Annotated in this window: 15 protein-coding genes and 2 pseudogenes; 11 read left to right on the top strand and 6 right to left on the bottom strand. The window is 71.9% G+C overall.

Annotated features, from left to right (window positions below):
* Window positions 1–110 precede the first annotated feature (110 nt).
* The 3 genes and pseudogenes from H9L09_RS06475 to H9L09_RS21940 all read left to right on the top strand — a co-directional run bounded on the left by H9L09_RS06475 (window position 111) and on the right by H9L09_RS21940 (window position 1,536).
* Entirely contained in the window at window positions 111–977 is an 867-nt protein-coding gene (locus H9L09_RS06475) for a hypothetical protein (RefSeq protein ID WP_187579862.1), read from the top strand.
* A pseudogene (locus H9L09_RS21945) lies at window positions 974–1,153 on the top strand (sigma factor); the annotation flags it as partial. The gene H9L09_RS06475 and the pseudogene H9L09_RS21945, both read left to right, overlap by 4 nt.
* 161 nt (window positions 1,154–1,314) lie before the next feature.
* Window positions 1,315–1,536 carry a sigma factor-like helix-turn-helix DNA-binding protein gene (locus H9L09_RS21940; RefSeq protein WP_246456323.1) on the top strand — a complete coding sequence of 74 codons (222 nt, stop codon included), beginning with the start codon at window positions 1,315–1,317 and terminating at the stop codon, window positions 1,534–1,536.
* Between the two features lie 20 nt (window positions 1,537–1,556).
* Here the strand turns inward: H9L09_RS21940 and H9L09_RS06465 are convergent, their stop codons facing one another.
* Window positions 1,557–2,954 (bottom strand): tyrosine-protein kinase domain-containing protein, encoded by a 1,398-nt coding sequence (locus H9L09_RS06465; protein WP_187579861.1) that lies wholly within the window; start codon window positions 2,952–2,954, stop codon window positions 1,557–1,559.
* Between the two features lie 109 nt (window positions 2,955–3,063).
* Window positions 3,064–3,426: a DsrE family protein gene (locus H9L09_RS06460; RefSeq protein WP_187579860.1), complete on the bottom strand. Its 363-nt coding sequence runs from the start codon at window positions 3,424–3,426 to the stop codon at window positions 3,064–3,066.
* A 138-nt stretch (window positions 3,427–3,564) separates the two neighbouring features.
* Between H9L09_RS06460 and H9L09_RS06455 the strand changes: the two genes are divergently transcribed.
* Entirely contained in the window at window positions 3,565–4,065 is a 501-nt protein-coding gene (locus H9L09_RS06455; protein ID WP_187579859.1) for a heme-binding beta-barrel domain-containing protein, read from the top strand.
* Between the two features lie 40 nt (window positions 4,066–4,105).
* Here the strand turns inward: H9L09_RS06455 and H9L09_RS06450 are convergent, their stop codons facing one another.
* A complete protein-coding gene (locus tag H9L09_RS06450) occupies window positions 4,106–5,755 on the bottom strand; it encodes an ATP-binding SpoIIE family protein phosphatase (RefSeq protein WP_187579858.1) in 1,650 nt (549 codons plus the stop codon).
* 145 nt (window positions 5,756–5,900) lie between these two features.
* On the opposite strand from H9L09_RS06450, the gene H9L09_RS06445 reads away from it, so the two are divergent.
* Window positions 5,901–6,374 (top strand): Fur family transcriptional regulator, encoded by a 474-nt coding sequence (locus H9L09_RS06445; RefSeq protein WP_187579857.1) that lies wholly within the window; start codon window positions 5,901–5,903, stop codon window positions 6,372–6,374.
* A gap of 204 nt (window positions 6,375–6,578) precedes the next feature.
* A complete protein-coding gene (locus H9L09_RS06440) occupies window positions 6,579–6,998 on the top strand; it encodes a hypothetical protein (protein ID WP_187579856.1) in 420 nt (139 codons plus the stop codon).
* A 71-nt stretch (window positions 6,999–7,069) separates the two neighbouring features.
* Here the strand turns inward: H9L09_RS06440 and H9L09_RS06435 are convergent, their stop codons facing one another.
* Window positions 7,070–8,644: a hypothetical protein gene (locus tag H9L09_RS06435; protein ID WP_187579855.1), complete on the bottom strand. Its 1,575-nt coding sequence runs from the start codon at window positions 8,642–8,644 to the stop codon at window positions 7,070–7,072.
* Window positions 8,645–8,912: 268 nt separating this feature from the next.
* On the opposite strand from H9L09_RS06435, the gene H9L09_RS06430 reads away from it, so the two are divergent.
* From H9L09_RS06430 to H9L09_RS06420, 3 genes are all read left to right on the top strand, one after another.
* Window positions 8,913–10,088 (top strand): MalY/PatB family protein, encoded by a 1,176-nt coding sequence (locus H9L09_RS06430; RefSeq protein ID WP_187579854.1) that lies wholly within the window; start codon window positions 8,913–8,915, stop codon window positions 10,086–10,088.
* 177 nt (window positions 10,089–10,265) lie between these two features.
* On the top strand, window positions 10,266–12,005 hold the full coding sequence (locus tag H9L09_RS06425; protein WP_187579853.1) for a DUF4012 domain-containing protein: 1,740 nt from the start codon (window positions 10,266–10,268) through the stop codon (window positions 12,003–12,005).
* Window positions 12,006–12,060: 55 nt separating this feature from the next.
* The gene (locus H9L09_RS06420; protein WP_187579852.1) at window positions 12,061–12,609 is read left to right on the top strand and encodes an LPXTG cell wall anchor domain-containing protein; all 549 of its coding nucleotides are present in this window, start codon (window positions 12,061–12,063) and stop codon (window positions 12,607–12,609) included.
* A 72-nt stretch (window positions 12,610–12,681) separates the two neighbouring features.
* On the opposite strand, the gene H9L09_RS06415 is transcribed toward H9L09_RS06420, so the two are convergent.
* Both H9L09_RS06415 and H9L09_RS06410 read right to left on the bottom strand, forming a co-directional pair.
* Complete coding sequence (locus H9L09_RS06415; RefSeq protein WP_187579851.1) at window positions 12,682–13,032, bottom strand: hypothetical protein; 351 nt, start codon at window positions 13,030–13,032, stop codon at window positions 12,682–12,684.
* Between the two features lie 266 nt (window positions 13,033–13,298).
* Window positions 13,299–14,594 (bottom strand): HNH endonuclease signature motif containing protein, encoded by a 1,296-nt coding sequence (locus H9L09_RS06410; protein ID WP_187579850.1) that lies wholly within the window; start codon window positions 14,592–14,594, stop codon window positions 13,299–13,301.
* Window positions 14,595–14,976: 382 nt separating this feature from the next.
* Between H9L09_RS06410 and H9L09_RS06405 the strand changes: the two genes are divergently transcribed.
* Window positions 14,977–15,513: a hypothetical protein gene (locus H9L09_RS06405; protein ID WP_187579849.1), complete on the top strand. Its 537-nt coding sequence runs from the start codon at window positions 14,977–14,979 to the stop codon at window positions 15,511–15,513.
* 151 nt (window positions 15,514–15,664) lie between these two features.
* Window positions 15,665–15,838 (top strand): annotated as a pseudogene (locus H9L09_RS21560) (mycothiol transferase); the annotation flags it as partial.
* Window position 15,839 lies beyond the last annotated feature (1 nt).

The raw sequence follows: 15,839 nt of genomic DNA, 5'->3' as shown, positions 1-15,839 counted from the left end.
GCCGTTTCCGCACTCGTGCTCCACCCGCCGCGGGGCTCGCGGGGCCGCCTGACAACCGATCGACGTCGCACTGCGTATTCCGAGGACAGGCTGGAACAGGAAGGCGCGCCATGGACACCTTGCAGGAAGAGCTCGATCGGTCGTTCGGCGACGGTCCTTCGTTGCCGTCGGTCGACACTCATGTCGCGGCCGGCCGCCGCGCCCTGAGGCGGCGCCGGGTGGCGAGCGGGGTCGCCGGGCTGGCGGCGGCCGGGGTGCTGGCGACCGGCTGGTACGCCGTCGCGCCGAGCACCGAGACCGGCTCCGCCCAGGTGGCCGGCGGCACGAGTCCGGCCACTCCCTCGGCCAGCGCGAGCGCCTCGGAAGCCGCGGACCCCACCACCGGCCCCACCGCGGCGCCCTGGCCCCGCGGCGAGCTCGTCCGCTACGTCGACGGGGAGCTCGAGGTGCGTCCGGGGGTGACCGTCCACGAGCGGATCCGCAATCCCTACGGCTTCGAGCCGCCGCAGCGCTCCGACGCGCTCGACCTGACCTGGAAGGGCCATCGGCAGTGGGTGATGATCGAGAAGCGCGCGGGCCGCGGCGGTGACTCCTGGTCCGCCTCGACCCCGAGCGCCGGCTGGGCGAGCTTCGCCGACTACGTCGCCGACCAGGTCGGTGTGAACGGCGGCAGCGGCTGGCCGGAGACGTTCGAGCTCGATGGCCAGGGCCGGGTCGTCGCGACCGCCGGCACCCGCGTCTTCAACCGCACCGACGACCCGCAGCTCGGCCCCGCGTTCGCCTCCCCAGGGGCGAAGACCGGCGCAGCGGTCGTCTCGGTCGCCGGCGACGAGGCGAGCTACTTCGTGGTGTGGCGGGTGGTCGACGGGACGCTCGACGTGATCACCACGAATCCCGACGACGTCGTCGGCGCCACGTTCGAGGAGCTCCTGTCCGGCGCCCGCGCGAAGTACGCCTCGGGCGAGGGTCTGCGATGAGCCTGGCTTCGCGGGACGAGGAGTTCAGCGCGTTCGTGACGGCCCGGCAGGTCCACCTGCGTCGCATCGCCTACGCGGTGTGCGGCGACTGGCACCGGGCCGAGGACCTGCTCCAGACCGCGCTCGTCAAGCTGTACGTCGCCTGGCCGCGGCTGCACCTCGACGGTCGTGAGGAGGCCTACACCCGGCAGATCATCGTGCGGGCCAACATCGACGAGAGCCGACGCCCCTGGCGGCGGGAGCGGTCGGGGCTCGACGGGCACGACCCGGTCGCGAGGCGGGAGCTGCCCACGGAGGAGCGGTCGGCGCTCTTCGACGCGTTGCAGGAGCTCCCCCCATGCAACGCAAGGTGGTCGTGCTCCGGCACTGGCTGGGCCTGTCGGTCGAGGAGACCGCGCGCGAGCTCGGCATCGGGGCCGGGACGGTCAAGAGCCACACGTCGCGGGGGATCGAGAAGCTGAAGGCGGCGCTCGCTCTCCAGGACGGGGACGAGCCGGGTGCGGCGAGTGAGCAGCCGCGCACCGCGCCGGCACCTTCCGGGGCGCCCGGCGTCTCCTGACCGGAGGGAGGGGGCCGGCGTCAGCTCTTCTTGCGGCGCCGGCCCTCGGGGGCGTAGCCGTACCCGTAGCCGCCGTACCCGTAGCCCCCGTAGCTGTAACCGCCCTGCCGGCGCTTCGCGGGGACCATGTTCATCGCGACGCCGAGCGAGCGGGCGCCGACGGCCTCGAGACGCTCGAGGGAGTGCCCGAACTGGTCCCGGGTGGTCTTGCCCTGGCGGACCACGATCACCGCGCCGTCGACCTGGGAGGCGATGATCGCCGCGTCGGTGACCGGCAGCAGCGGCGGCGCGTCGAGCACCACGACGTCGTAGTCCTCGCGGACCTCCTCGAGCAGCACCTTCATCGCCTGGGACTGCAGCAGCTCGGCCGGGTTCGGCGGCAGGTTGCCGCTGGCCAGCACGGCGAGACCGGAGTCGGCGTGCACCTGGATGGCGTCGGCGAGGTCGATCCGGCCCAGCAGCACCGTGGTCAGGCCGACCGCCGGCTCGAGGTCGAACAGCTTCGCGAGCTGCGGGCGGCGCATGTCGGCGTCGATCAGCAGCGTCCGCTGGCCGGCGGTGTGCAGCGCCAGCGCGATGTTCGTCGCGGTGCTGGTCTTGCCCTCGCCGGGGACCGAGCTGGTGAAGACGATGACCTTCTTGTCCTGGTCCACGTCGACGAACTGCAGGTTGGTCCGCAGGATCCGGAACGCCTCCACCCGGGGGCTGTGGCTGTCCAGCTGGGTGAGCAGCGGCCGCTTCGGGGCCTGGCTGTCGAAGAGGATGCCGCCGAGGACCGGGGTCTCGGTGATCTCGGCGATGTCGGCGGGACCCTTGACGCTGGTGTCGAGCAGCTCGCGCAGCACCGCGAGGCCCAGCCCGAGCAGCAGCCCGAGCACGAGGCCGAGCCCGAGGTTGCGCACCGGCTGCGGCGAGATCGGGCTGTTCGGCACCGTGGCGGTGCCGACCAGGCTCGCCTTGATCGGTGCGTTGGCGCGGCCCGGCGGCGTCTCGATCTCGGCGATGTAGTCCGCGACCTCCTCGGCGAGCGTCTGGGCCAGCTTCTGGGCCCGCTTCGGGTCGGGGTCGGTCACCTGGATCTCGAGGATGACCGTCTCGGGCTTCACGGTGGCGGTGACCTTGTCGGCCAGCGCCTCCGGCTCGAGGTCGAGCCCGAGGTCCTTGATCACCCGGCGGGCGAGCTCCCGGTCGGAGGCCAGCTCGGCGTACGACGCGACGCGCTGGATGGAGAACAGGCTGCCCTGGTAGGCGGAGTCCCCCCGCTGGTCCGGCGTGGACACGAACAGCCGGGCCGTGGACTGGTAGATCGGGGTGGCGGTGAACGTCACGGCGGCGGCGACGCCGACCACGACGAGCACGCAGGACACGATCAGCAGCCAGCGGCGGCGGATGACGCGCAGGTAGTCGCGCAGTTCCACAGAGCCTCACTTCGTCGGTGCGACGGCCACGCCGAGTTCGTGGCCGGACGTCACTCTAACGTCGGGAGCGATCTCACCGCTTTGCCCTGCTTCGGCGGTTTGCGCGGCGCTAGTAGACCAGCGCCTGGGTGCCGTCCGCGAGGACCTCCTCGACGAAGGTGGCGGCGCCGGCGACCCGGAGCCCGGGGAGCACGTCGGACTCGGCGATCTCGCGGCGTACGGCGCACTGGGTGCACACGGTGACGTGGCCGCCCTCCAGCAGGATCGCCAGCAGGTCGGCCAGCGGGGTGGCGTGCGGCAGCGTCACCTGCTCGGCACGTCCGGGAACCGCGAACCAGGCCGCCTCGCCGGTCAGCCAGAGCGAGACCGGCACCCCCGCCGCGACCCCGGCGGCGGCGACCGTGAAGGCCTGGTTGCAGCGCTCCAGGTCGTCCGTGCCGCAGGTCACCTTCACCACCAGTCGGTCCGCCATACGCCGCACACTAGACTCGCCTGTCATGGAAGCAGTGTTCATCGCCCTGATGGCCCTCGTCGTGCTGCTCAGCGGCTGGGTCGCGGTCCTCGTGCTCTACCGGCTGTTCCGCACCGACAACGGCACCACCAAGTCCTGATGCCGTTCGAGATCCCGGACAACCTGCACCCCGACTGCGCCCCGATCGCGTGGCTGCTGGGGACGTGGCGCGGCAACGGCCACGGTGACTACCCCACGATCGAGGCGTTCCAGTTCGGCCAGGAGTGCATCTTCACCCACGACGGCCGGCCGTTCTTCCACTACATGAGCCGGGCCTGGATCGTCGACGAGCAGGGCGTCAAGGTGCGCGACGCTGCCATCGAGACCGGCTTCATCCGGTGCAAGGCCGACGGCGGCTTCGAGTGGCTGCTGACGCACAACACCGGCTTCGCCGAGATATGGCACGGCACCGCCGAGATCGGCACCCCGCGCCTGGAGATGACCACCGACGCGGTGGCCCGCACCGAGACCGCCAAGGAGTACACCGGCGGGCACCGGATGTACGGCATGGTCGAGGGCGACCTGCTCTGGGCCTACGACATGGCCGCGGTCGGCCAGCCGCTGCAGCCGCACCTGTGGGGTCGGCTCGTCCGGCAGTAGCCGCCCCGCCGGTCGTCCGGCAGCAGGCCGTGCGGCCCGGCTAGGAGAACATCGCGAGCAGTGACTCCGGGTCGACCTCGGCGGGGTCGAGAGCCAGCTCGAACCAGACCGTGGTGCCGTCGGTGCTGTGCTCCGCGCTCCAGGCCGAGGTCAGCGCGTCCACCAGCGAGAGCCCGCGCCCGGAGATGCTCTCCGGCTGGAGCTCCTCGGGCTGGCGTACGGCGCCGCGACCGCCCCGGTCCTGCACCAGCACCATGACGTACTCGTCGTCGACCTGCACCGTCACCGACGACGTGGTGCCGGAGTGGATCACCGCGTTGGTGACCAGCTCGGAGACGCACAGCTGCGCGGTGTCCACGACCGCCTCGGTGACCGACCAGTCCTGGAGCACCGAGGTGACGAAGCGGCGGGCCAGCCCGGCCGCGCTCGGGTCGGCCGGGAGCTCGCGGGAGGCGCGCCGCTGGCCGGGGGCCGCGGTCACCGCCAGGATCGTCACGTCGTCCTCGGCGTCGCCGGTGCCCATCAGCTGGCTGAGCCGGGCGCAGAGCTCGCGCGGGTTGCGGCGGCGCGGGGCCAGCTCCCCGACCCAGTCGCGCAGCCGGTCGATGCCGTCGAACAGGTCCTGCTGCCGGGTCTCGACGAGGCCGTCGCTGTAGAACAGCACGGTGGCGCCGTCCTCGATCGGGACCCGCAGGCCCTGCCAGGAGCCGGAGCCCAGGCCGAGCGCCGGGCCGACCTCGTGGTCGAGCACGGTCGGCCGCCCCTCGGGAGTGACCAGCAGCGGCGGCGGGTGGCCGGCCATGCCGAGCCTCATTGCCTTCCGGTCCGGCTCGATGAGGCCGTAGAGCATCGTGACGACCTGGTCGGCGGCCGGCAGGTAGCCCACCAGGTCGCTGAGCCGGGCCAGCACCGTGGCCGGGTCGGGGTCGAGCACGGCGTAGGCCCGGGTGGCCGCGCGGATCTCGCTCATCACGATCGCAGCCTGCAGGCCCTTGCCCATCACGTCGCCGAGGGTCAGCACGACCGAGCCGTCGGCGAGCTCCAGCACGTCGTACCAGTCGCCGCCCACGTCGACGTTGACGCCGCCGGGCTGGAAGTGCGACCCGATCGCGAGCCCGGGCAGCTCGGGCAGGGAGTGCGGCATCAGGCTGCGCTGCAGCTGCTCGGAGGTGGAGTGCTGCACCTGGTAGGCCAGCCCGCGGTTGACCGCCTGCGCCACCTGGGCCGCGAACGCCGCGAGGAACGCCTGGTGCTCCGGCAGGTGGACGACCTCGCGGTCGTAGGAGAACAGCAGGCCGCCGACGCAGCTGCCCTCGACGATCAGCGGCACCGAGGCCATGCTCTTGGTGCCGAGGATCCGCTGCCGGGGCGCGAGGTCAGGAAAGGCCGCCTCGAGGTCGGCTAGCGTCCCCAGCCAGACGGGCGCCGCGGTCCGGACGGTCCGCGCGAGCGGCACGTCCTCGAAGCCGTCGATCGTGCACCAGCGGACGTTCAGCGGGCCCAGGGACTCGTCGTCGGTGGAGACGAACCGGAGCTCGCGGCCGGCGCCCTCGCTGAGCGCGAGCCCGGCGCGCACGACGCCCTCGATGTTCATCGCCTGGTGGAGGGCCGTGCGGACCACCTCGTCCACCGTGACGGCGGCGCCGAGGGCAGACGTGAGCATCGCCAGGCGGCTGAATCGCTCAGCCATGGACGAGCCCCATCGTCATGGAGACAATGTACGACGTCTTGGCCCGATAATCGCCCCCAGGTCCGGTGATCTGCCGGTTCTGGCGCAGATGTGTCGCGCTCGCACGGCGGGGGCCGGACGGGCGGACGGCTCTAGACTCGGGCGCATGCCAGCCGAGCCGCCCGCGTCCCCCGAGCACCCCGCGGTGCCCGCGACGGACGACTGGCAGGCGCAGCTGCGGGCCAAGGGTTACCGGCTGACGCCGCAGCGCGAGCTGGTGCTGGCCGCGGTGCAGCGCCTCGGGCACGCCACCCCCGACGAGGTGCTGGCCGCCGCGCGGGAGGAGTCGCCGGCGGTGAACCTGTCGACGGTGTACCGCACGCTGGAGCTGCTCGAGGAGCTCGGGCTGGTACGGCACGCCCACCTGACGGACCGCGCGCCGACGTACCACTCGACCACGGCGCCCACCCATGCCCACCTGGTGTGCCGGGACTGCGGACGGGTCGGCGAGCTGCCCGCGCGTGACCTGGACCCGCTCACCGAGCTGTTGCGGCGCGACCACGGGTTCGAGCCGGACCTGGGGCACCTGACGATCTTCGGGACGTGCCGCGACTGCCTCGGCGCGACCGGGCCCGGCTGAGCGACGACGGCCCTGCCGGTCGCAGCACATCGGTGTAGTTAATGAACAGGTTTCAGCCGAAAGTTGCGGGTCTGTCCGAAAAGTGATCAATCCGGGCGATTTCGTCCAGGTCCTGAGAACGTTCAACCACTCCGCCCGATCGGCGGACCGAATGGTCGGGGGCCACAGAGTCCCCCGGGCACGATTCATCCGGGGGGATGCAGGGTGGCGATGGTCGCGGCGGTGTCCCTGCTGCTCCTCGTCGGTGGCGGCCTCGCGGCCTACGTCGCCTGGGCCCGGGCCTGCATCAGCCCCCGGGTGGTGACCACCCGGCTGGCCGAGCCGACGGTGCGGGCGCTGTTCAAGGAGCGGGTCTCGCGGGCCGGCTGGCTGGTGGTGGACCAGGGGATGCCGATGGTGGCGCAGAGCTCGATGCTCTTCGGAGGCCGGCAACGGATCTACCTGCACACCCGGTCCGAGGTCGACGACACCCTCGTGGTGGAGGTCGGCCCGTTGCGCTGGGAGTCCCGGTACGGCGTGCCCACCAGCAGCCACACGATCCACGCCCGCATCGACGCCTTCGTGGGGGCGCTGACCAGCAAGGACCCGGACGCCGTCGTCACCCGGCAGCCGCTGCGCGGCTGAGCCGACTCCGGGCGATGCTCGGCCTGGCCGTGTCCGGGCGTTAACGCTCCGGGTCGCGGGCGGACCTCCGCTCAGCAGCTCCGGCTGCCGAGCGCGTGGGCTGGCGCGTCGAGCCACCAGCGCCGGGCGTTGTCCCAGACCGCCCCGGTGGCGACGCCCGCGGGCGGGACCAGCGACTCCAGGAGGTCGCGCCGCCCGCGCATGCCGAGCACGTAGGCCCAGGCACCCACCAGGTCGGGGCAGATGGCGGTCTTCTGCTGCCAGCTCTGCCGGACGGCCTCGGCGATCCGATCGTCCGGGTCGGCGGACAAGGTCACGACCGGCGCGTTGCCCAGCGCCCAGCAGGCCTCCACCGCGACCTGGTCCACGTCGGCCGGGACCGGGACCGCCCGGACCGCGAGGTCGGTCACGAGCGAGAGGTCCTCGCCGGGGGCGAGCGCGATCAGCACCCCGAGCGCCTCGTGGATGCCGAACATGTCGCCGTGCTCGACGCACGAGCGCAGCTCGGTGAGGTAGGCGTGGCCGACCGCCGGCCCGAACGGCAGCAGCATCAGCAGGTTCAGCGCGAAGCTGCGCAGCTCGTCGTTGCTCTCCACGGTGATGTAGGTGAGCAGCCGGAGCAGCTGCGGCTGGTCGTGCAGCGAGCCGTCGACCTGGTCCTGCACCTGCTCCACGATCCGGCCGCGCAGCGCGCGCCCCTGCGAGCGCGGCCGAGGCCCGTCGCCGGAGATGATCGAGGCGAGCGCGAGATCCTCGGGCCGGCGCCGGAACTCCTCGGCGATCGAGGTCCGGGTGGCCGGTCGCAGGGCGAGCAGCACGTCGGCGGCGCTGCGCCGGACGCGGTAGGGGTGCTCGACGTCCCGCGCGATGTCGAGCGCCTGCCGGACCAGGTCGACCGCGACGGGGTGGGGCGTGCGGCGGTCCCGCACCATCGTGGCCGCGGCGTAGAGCGCGGCTCGCAGCGCATGCGGACCGACCGGGTCGGCGATGACGTCGTACAGCAACCGGTGGGCGTCCGGGTGGTCGACGTAGCGCAGCAGCGACGCCGCCTCGCTGTAGACCTGTGCATCCGGGTCGTTGAGGATCGCCCGGGTCAGGTCGACCACGTGCCCGCTCGCCCGGGGATGGCCGGCGATCCGGCTCATCGCCTCGGAGCGCTGGCAGTAGCCGAGCCGGACGCTGACGTCCATCTCCCGCAGGCCGCGGCGCACCAGCTGCTGCCAGTCGCGACCGAGCATGAAGGCCATCGGGGTCTCGCCGAGCATCGCGGAGAGCTGGTCCCACTCCAGGCCGGTGACCGGGCCGCCGTCGAGGGCGCGGCCCACCAGATGGTCGGCCACCGCCCCGGGGTCCTGGGGCATCGGCCGGCGCAGCGCGGGTGCCGCCGCGACCGGGTGCGCGTGCCGGTGCACGAGGTCGAAGGCGGTGGCGAGGTGACCCTCGGGGAGCCCGCAGATGATCTCGTAGCGGCGGACCACGGCGTACGTCGGCGCGATCTCGCCGCGCTCCCACCGGGTCACCTGGGACCGGTTGACCGCTGGCACGTCGTCGGTTCCCTGCGCGAAGACGGAGGCCGTCCGCCACCGGGAGTCGGTTGCGTTCACGCGCGTCGCGCGCAACAACCAGGACGGTTCGGCCAGCTTCACCGACCCAGCATCGTTGCCGGAACGCACAAGTCTCGGTGTGTTGCAACAACTTTCAATGACAGCAACACTCAACCAGGGCGATAATCCGAGCCTGAAGCGCGGGTTCCGGAGGCATCCGGCAGCGATCCGCAGCGTCGTCCATCCATCCGGGCGACCGGCCACGGACCGCGGCCATCCGGGTGCTGACCAGGATGAGCCGAATGCCCGAAGTTGGGTACGAAGAGACGAACGCATGGAGACGAAGGCCCAGAGGCGAGGAAGTGGCGGCATGAGCCTGGTAGACGGCGCGACCCCGGTGCGGCCGCTGCGCGCGCTCCGGCTCGAGGAGCTGCGCGAGCGCACCAGCATCAAGTGGCGGGCCTTCCCCGACGACGTGCTGCCGCTGTGGGTGGCCGAGATGGACGCCCCGCTCGCCGAGCCGGTCCGGGCCGCGCTGCAGGCGGCGCTGGAGCGCGGCGACACCGGCTACTCCGCCGGCACCGGGTACGCCGAGGCCTACGCCGACTTCGCCCGGGACCGCTGGGGCTGGTGCTTCGACGCCGACGCGTCGATGTCGCTGCCGGACGTGATGCTGGGCATCGTCGAGCTGCTCAAGGTGCTGACGGGTCCGGGCGACCCGGTGATCGTGAACTCCCCGGTCTATCCGCCGTTCTACGACTTCATCGAGCACCTGGACCGGCGGGTGGTGGAGGCGCCGCTCGGCGCCGACCACCGGATCGACCTCGTCGAGCTCGAGGACGCCTTCCGGGCCAGCCGGCTGCGCACCGGCCGCGCGGCGTACCTGCTCTGCAGCCCGCACAACCCCACCGGCACCGTCCACACCCGCGAGGAGCTGACCGCGGTGATCGCCCTCGCCGAGGAGTACGGCGTCCGGGTCGTCGTCGACGAGATCCATGCGCCGCTGGTCCACCTCGGCGAGCGGTTCCACCCGTTCCTGTCGCTGCCCGGCTCCGGCCGCGCCCTCGTGCTGGTCTCCGCCTCGAAGGCGTGGAACCTGGCCGGCCTGAAGTCGGCGGTCGCGGTGGCCGGCCCGGACGCGGTGTGCGACCTGCGCCGCGTGCCGGAGGAGGCCACGCACGGCGCCAGCCACCTCGGGGCGATCGCGCACACCGCGGCGCTGCGCGAGGGCCGGGGCTGGCTCGACGCGCTGCTGGTCGACCTCGACGAGAACCGGCGGTTGCTCGCGGACCTGCTCGCCGAGCGGCTGCCGGAGATCGGCTACCGGCCGCCGCAGGGCACCTACCTGGCCTGGTTGGACTGCCGCCGGCTCGAGCTCGACGCCGATCCGGCCGAGGTGTTCCTGGAGCGGGGGCGGGTGGCGCTGAACTCGGGGCCGACCTTCGGCACCGGCGGCTTCGGGCACGTGCGGCTCAACCTGGCCACCACCCCGGAGATCCTCACCGAGGCGGTGTCGCGGATGGCGACCGCGCTGCAGCCCCGCTGAGCGCGTCCACCCTCGTCTCCGCGGCCAGCGACCGCCGGCTGGGCGTGGGGCCGGCCGTGGAGTGGGCGATACGGTGGCGTGCGGACCGGCGAGAACGCGAGCCCCTCGGGGCGCAGGGCAGGGGGACGGGTGGCGCAGCGCGCGGGGAGAGCGGGGCACCGCGGGATCGGGCGTTCGGTGCCCCGGCAGGTGCTCGTCCTGCTCGCGCTGCTGCTCCTGCTGCTGCTGGTGGTGACCGGCTGGCAGGCGTTCTCGGCGTACCGGCACCTCACCTCGGCCGCCGCGCAGATGCCCGAGCTGCGGGAGCTGCTGCTCGACGGCGACGAGGCCGAGCTGGCCGCCGGCACCAGCGCGCTGCAGGAGGACACCGGCGCCGCGCGGGAGGCGCTGGACGGGCCGCAGTGGGCCCTGCTCTCCGCGGTTCCGGGCATCGGCGACGACGTGGACGCGGTCCGGGTGGTGACCGTGGTCGTGGACGACCTCGCCCGCAACGCCTTCGCCGACGTGGTGGCCGCCCGCCAGGTCGTGGACCTGGCGGACCTGAAGCCGACCCGGGGTCGGATCGAGCTGACCCCGCTCGCCCGGGCGGCGCCGCACCTGGTCGACGCCGAGGCGTCGGTGAGCTCGGCGGCGGACCGGCTCGCGGACCTCGACACGGCGGGCCTCGTCGACGGGCTGCGGCAGCCGGTGAGCGACCTGAGCGGCAAGGTCGAGGACCTGCAGGGGCTCACCGCGGCCGTCGCGCACGCCGCGCAGCTGCTGCCCCCGATGCTCGGCGCCGAGGGCCCCCGCGACTACCTGGTGCTGGTGCAGAACAACGCCGAGCCGCGCGCCCTCGGCGGCATCCCGGGCGCGGTGATCAAGCTGCGCGCCGACGACGGCCGGATCCGGCTGCTGGAGCAGCGGCCGGCCAGCTCCTTCGGCAGCACCGAACCGGTGCTGCCGCTGACCCGAGCGGAGGTGGCGCTCTACGGGACCCAGCTGGGGCGCTACATGCAGAACGTGACGGCGACCCCGGACTTCCCGCGGGCCGCCCACCTGGCCCGGGCGATGTGGCGGCAGGGGACCGGCCGGCGGGGCATCGACGGGGTGCTGGCGATCGATCCGGTGGCGCTGCAGGGGCTGCTCCGGGCGACTGGTCCGGTCACCCTCCCCGGCGGGGTGCGGCTGACCGCCGAGAACACCGCGCGCACGCTGCTCAACACCGTCTACCGCGAGATCGAGGACCCGCAGGCCCAGGACCGGTTCTTCGCGGTGGCCGCGGCGGCGATCTTCGGCAAGGTCACCTCCGGCGGCATCGACGTACCCGCCGCCGCCGACGCCCTTGCCGCCGCCGCGAAGGAGGGCCGGGTGCTGGTCTGGTCGGCGAACGCCCGGGAACAGACGACCATCGCGGAGACGGCCGTGAGCGGAATCCTGCGCGGCGACCGGAAGGGCGCACCGGTCGTCGGGGTCTACCTGCACGACCGCAGCGCCGCCAAGATCGCCTACTACGAGGACATGGACGTCACGGTGCGGGAGCTCCGCTGCGCGGTCGACGACGGTCCGCGCACGTTGGACGTGGCGGTCACCCTGGCCTCGAACGTGCCGCGTGACGCGGACCGGCTGCCGGACTACCTGACCGGCGGCGGCAACGCGGTCGACGTCGGTGACATCCGCTCAGACCTGCTGATCTACGCACCGACCGGTGCGGTGATCACCGGGGTCCGCGCCAGCGACCAGGCGACGCCGGTGACCACGCACTTCCACGAGGGGCTCTACGTCGCGGCGCGCACGTTCACGCTCGACCCGGGGAAGTCGGTCACGCTGCACTACCGGATGGCGGTGCCGCGGGCGCTTTCCGGCGAGGTGAGGGTCCGGAGCACTCCTGGACCGGCCAAGAATCGGTTCCGCAACACGAGTCTGGTGTGTCCGTAATAGCCGCTATGGTGTTGGGGCACCCGTTCTCTATCCTCCCGGGGGATTCTTCTTCATGACTCTGCGACGCGCGTTCGGCACCCTTCTTGCTGTCTGCACCCTGATCCTGGCCGCACCTGGTGCGGCGATGGCCTACGAGGGTGACGACGAAGGGGTCGCCGTCAGCGACACCAACCCTGCTCCCGGTCAGCCGTTCCAGGTGATCGTCAACGCCGGTGAGGGCAGCGACGAAGCGACGCTGACGATCACCCCGCCGGACGGCGTGCCTGCCGGCTCCATCACGATCGACGGGGTCCAGACGACGTCGTTGACTAAGGCGACCACTGCTGCCGGCACCGCCGAGTTCACCGTGATCCTCGGCGTGGAGGCCTACTACACGCTGGTCGGTCTCGACGAGGCCGGCAACCGCGTCGGCGAGTCCGTCGTGGTCGTCGGTGACGCGGTCGCCGGCGTCGGCGGCGACGACATCGACGAGAACGGTCTCGGCCTCCCGGACACCGGCGCGGGCCAGTCCAGCCTCCTGATCGGTGGCGCCGGTGCGCTGCTGCTCGTCGGTGGCGGCGCGACCCTGCTGTACTCCCGCCGCCGGAACCAGACCACCTGATCCTTGGCGCACCGCGTCACGTGAAGACTCCCGCGAGCCTGCTCGCGGGGGTTCTTCTTGTAATCCCGCCGGTCAGTGCGGGGTGGGGGCGTTGCGCTTGACGAGGTGCTTGCGCAGCTCGTTGGTGTTGAGGCCCGGCTCGATCGTGAGGGCGACCTGCATCGCGAGGTACACCGAGCGGAGGGCTTCGCGGCCCTCGTCGCTCAGCTGGTCGATCTGTCCGGCCTGAACGTGGTAGGCCAGCCGGACGCCGGCCCGCTCGGCGAAGAGCCGGGCGTAGCCGCTGCTGTGCCGGGCGAGATCGGTGAGCGAGCGACGTACCAGCTGGGCAAGGGTGGTGTCGGTCTCCGCCGCTGTGTCGAGGGTGTCGACGGGGCTGGCGTGGGGGTGCAGCGCGGGGCTGGCGTCGAGGGGCCGCAGCATGTTTCCTCCGGTGTTGGCCCCCGTTCCCGGAGCGGGTCACGCTCGCTCCGGGCTGTGTCTGACCTGTGCCTTTCAGGATTCCCATCCGGATTGTGTTCCACACCCCGGTCCAGACCTTTGCGATACGGCACGGTCCGCCCAGCGCTGAAGCGGGTGGTGGTGGTGGCTGCCCACCGTCGGCGTGGAGCGACGTCGGGATGAACCCACCTCGGGCTGAGCTACGTACGGGATGGAGCCACCTCGGGCTGAGCTACGTCGGCGGGGAGCTAGGTCGGGGGTGATGATCTTGGTCGCCGGCGATAGCGGAACCGGAGCTCGCCGGTGTCCAGGCGGATCAGTTCGTAGCAGCAGTCGTGGGCTCGTCGGTGGTGGTGGCCGCACAGAGGGACCGAGTTCTCGAGGCTGGTGACGCCGCCCTCGCTCCACGGCTCCAGGTGGTGGATCTCGGACCAGGCGACGGGACGGTCGCAGCCCTCGGCGGCGCAGGTGTCGTAGATCAGGTGGATCGCTCGGCGGATCGCGAGGTTGGCCAGCCGCATGCTGCGACCGAGGTCGAGGACTTCGGAGCGTCCGCCCAGGACCGCCGGGATCAGCCCGGCCTCGCAGGCGAGGCGGCGGGCCTGGCCGGCTGACACGGAGACGCCGGTGTCGAGGTGCGCGGCGGCCAGCCCGTCTCGCAGGTGCTGCAGGTCGATGGTGACCACCAGACTGGCGTTGACGCCTGACCAGCCGTCCTCGGGGAGGTGCTCGATCAGCTCGAGGAAGCCCATGCCGAGGGTCTCGGACCAGTTGAGCCCGTTGAAGGTGCCGCCGACCGAGTCGTCCTCGATCTCCTCGCCGGCCTTGTTGCGGCTGAGTCGTCGTGGGGAGGTGAGCCGCTCCAGGAAGTTCTGCAGCATCCGGCCCTGCAGCTCGGGGATGACGAACTTGCCGACGAACGTGCCGTCCCCGCGGTCGCTGAGCGTCAGCCAGGTCTCGCCCTCGGCCCGCTCCTCTTCCTTCTCGAGCATGCCGGACTCCTGCTTGTCGGCCAGCTCTCGCGAGATCCGGTCCAGCATCCGGCGGGCGCGCTGTCGGAGGGCCCGAGCGTTGGTCCCGTCGACGGCGAGCTCGACCAGACCGGCCTCGGCCGCCTCGCGGTCCTCCTGGCTGACTCCCTCGGGCATGTCCTCGGCGGCGTTGACGATCACCCGGACCTGCTTCTCGTTGATGCTGCCGGCGGCGAAGGCGTCGCGGGTCAGGTTGTAGCGCTCGTTGAGCACCCGGACCAGCCACAGGCCGCCGGACATCACGCCGCGGGTCGTGCCGGTGAGCTTCGCGGCCCAGGCGGCGGTGCCGGAGGCGGCAGTCTCCTCGGCCAGCTTGCGGCAGTCCGCCTCGTGCAGCAGGGAGAGGCGGAATGCGCGCAGCCGGGACTCGAGCTGCACGACGTCGTGCAGGGCGGCGGCCAGCTCGTCGTCGCCCACACGGCCCAGCGGCACTCCGGCCGCAGCGATGGTCGCCTCGCGCGCCTCGCCCACCCAACCGGTGAGCTCGGGCTCGTGGAGCGCGTGGACTGACATGGAAAGACCATCTCACCGAGCACCGACAGTTTTCGAACGTGAATTCGAATCAGTGGGAGGAGTGGGCACCCTTCATGATTGCGGCGTGATGGCGCTCAGGGCCGAGACGTATGCACGTGGCCGAGACGTACGCACTGCATGAGCGTACGTAGAGGCGCGAAAACGCTTTGCCGCCGGATGTACCGTGAGCTGTCGGCTCGACATGTGGCGATTCCGAGGGCATCAGTGCGTCACGCAGTCCTGCCTGATGTCATCGGAGCACGAGGGAGTCGACATGGGGCATCCGGCTCGACCTCGGAGCGATGTGGCGCGGGCGAAGTCGGGGCGGTCCGCGGCGTACTGGGGGATCGCCTTCGTTCTACTCCTCCTGGTTAGCGCGGGCATGGTGTCGGTGCCGGGTGAGCAGGATGGGGTCGCCTTCGTTCGCGATTTTTACCAGGACCACAGCGGGGTCATCGTGACCGCGCAGGTCATCGGGCTGACCGCGGCTGTTGCCTTGCTTGGCTTTGTACGCGGGCTTCAGCACAGCGACTGGGTCGGTGCTGCCCCGTGGGTGCTTGTCAGTGGGGCTGCGGTCGCCGGCACGGCCGTGCTGACCGCCGTACCGCCGCTCCTGCTTTCGCAGGTGGCGGGATCAGCCGGGGACGGCACGGTCAGGTCACTGGCTCTTGCCTCTGATCTGACCGACGTCGCACTGTTCGTCGCCATCGCGGTCTTCAGTGGAGCGGTGACCGTCGCAGTGAACACCACGTGGCTGCGAGCGGTTTCCGCGGTCGTCGCGCTGCTGAGCGGGCTGCGGGCCGTCCTCCTGTTGGCCGGTAGCGCGGCTCTGGAAGTCGCCGCGCCGATGGCCTTCATCGTGCTCGTCCTGTGTCTTGCTTGGTCCTGCTGGCGGTGGCGCGGCTCCGCTTCGGAGTAGGCACTTTCACGCGGTGGCAGTGGTCAGCGAGCTCACCTCCGATCCGCAATCAGTGTTTTGGGTGATTCGTAGAGGGCGCTCGGGGTTGCTGAGAGCACGAAGCGTCGACCCCGCCCCCAACATCCTCAGGTTCGCCTGCACACACATGCTGGAGTCAGGCGCTACTGACCGAGCGTTGGCTGAGCGTCCGGACCTGGCTGAGCGGATCGGCGATCGTGGTGTCGCTGTGCGTGAGTTGTGGGTCCACCGGATCGAGGAGTACGCCCGGCACTGCGGGCACGCCGACCTGCTGCGCGAGTGCATCGACGGCCGAGTCGGCCAGTAGG

This window comes from Nocardioides mesophilus (assembly GCF_014395785.1).
In the GTDB taxonomy this organism is placed as follows: Bacteria; Actinomycetota; Actinomycetes; order Propionibacteriales; family Nocardioidaceae; genus Nocardioides_B; species Nocardioides_B mesophilus.
This window is presented reverse-complemented; position numbering and strand designations above follow the sequence as displayed.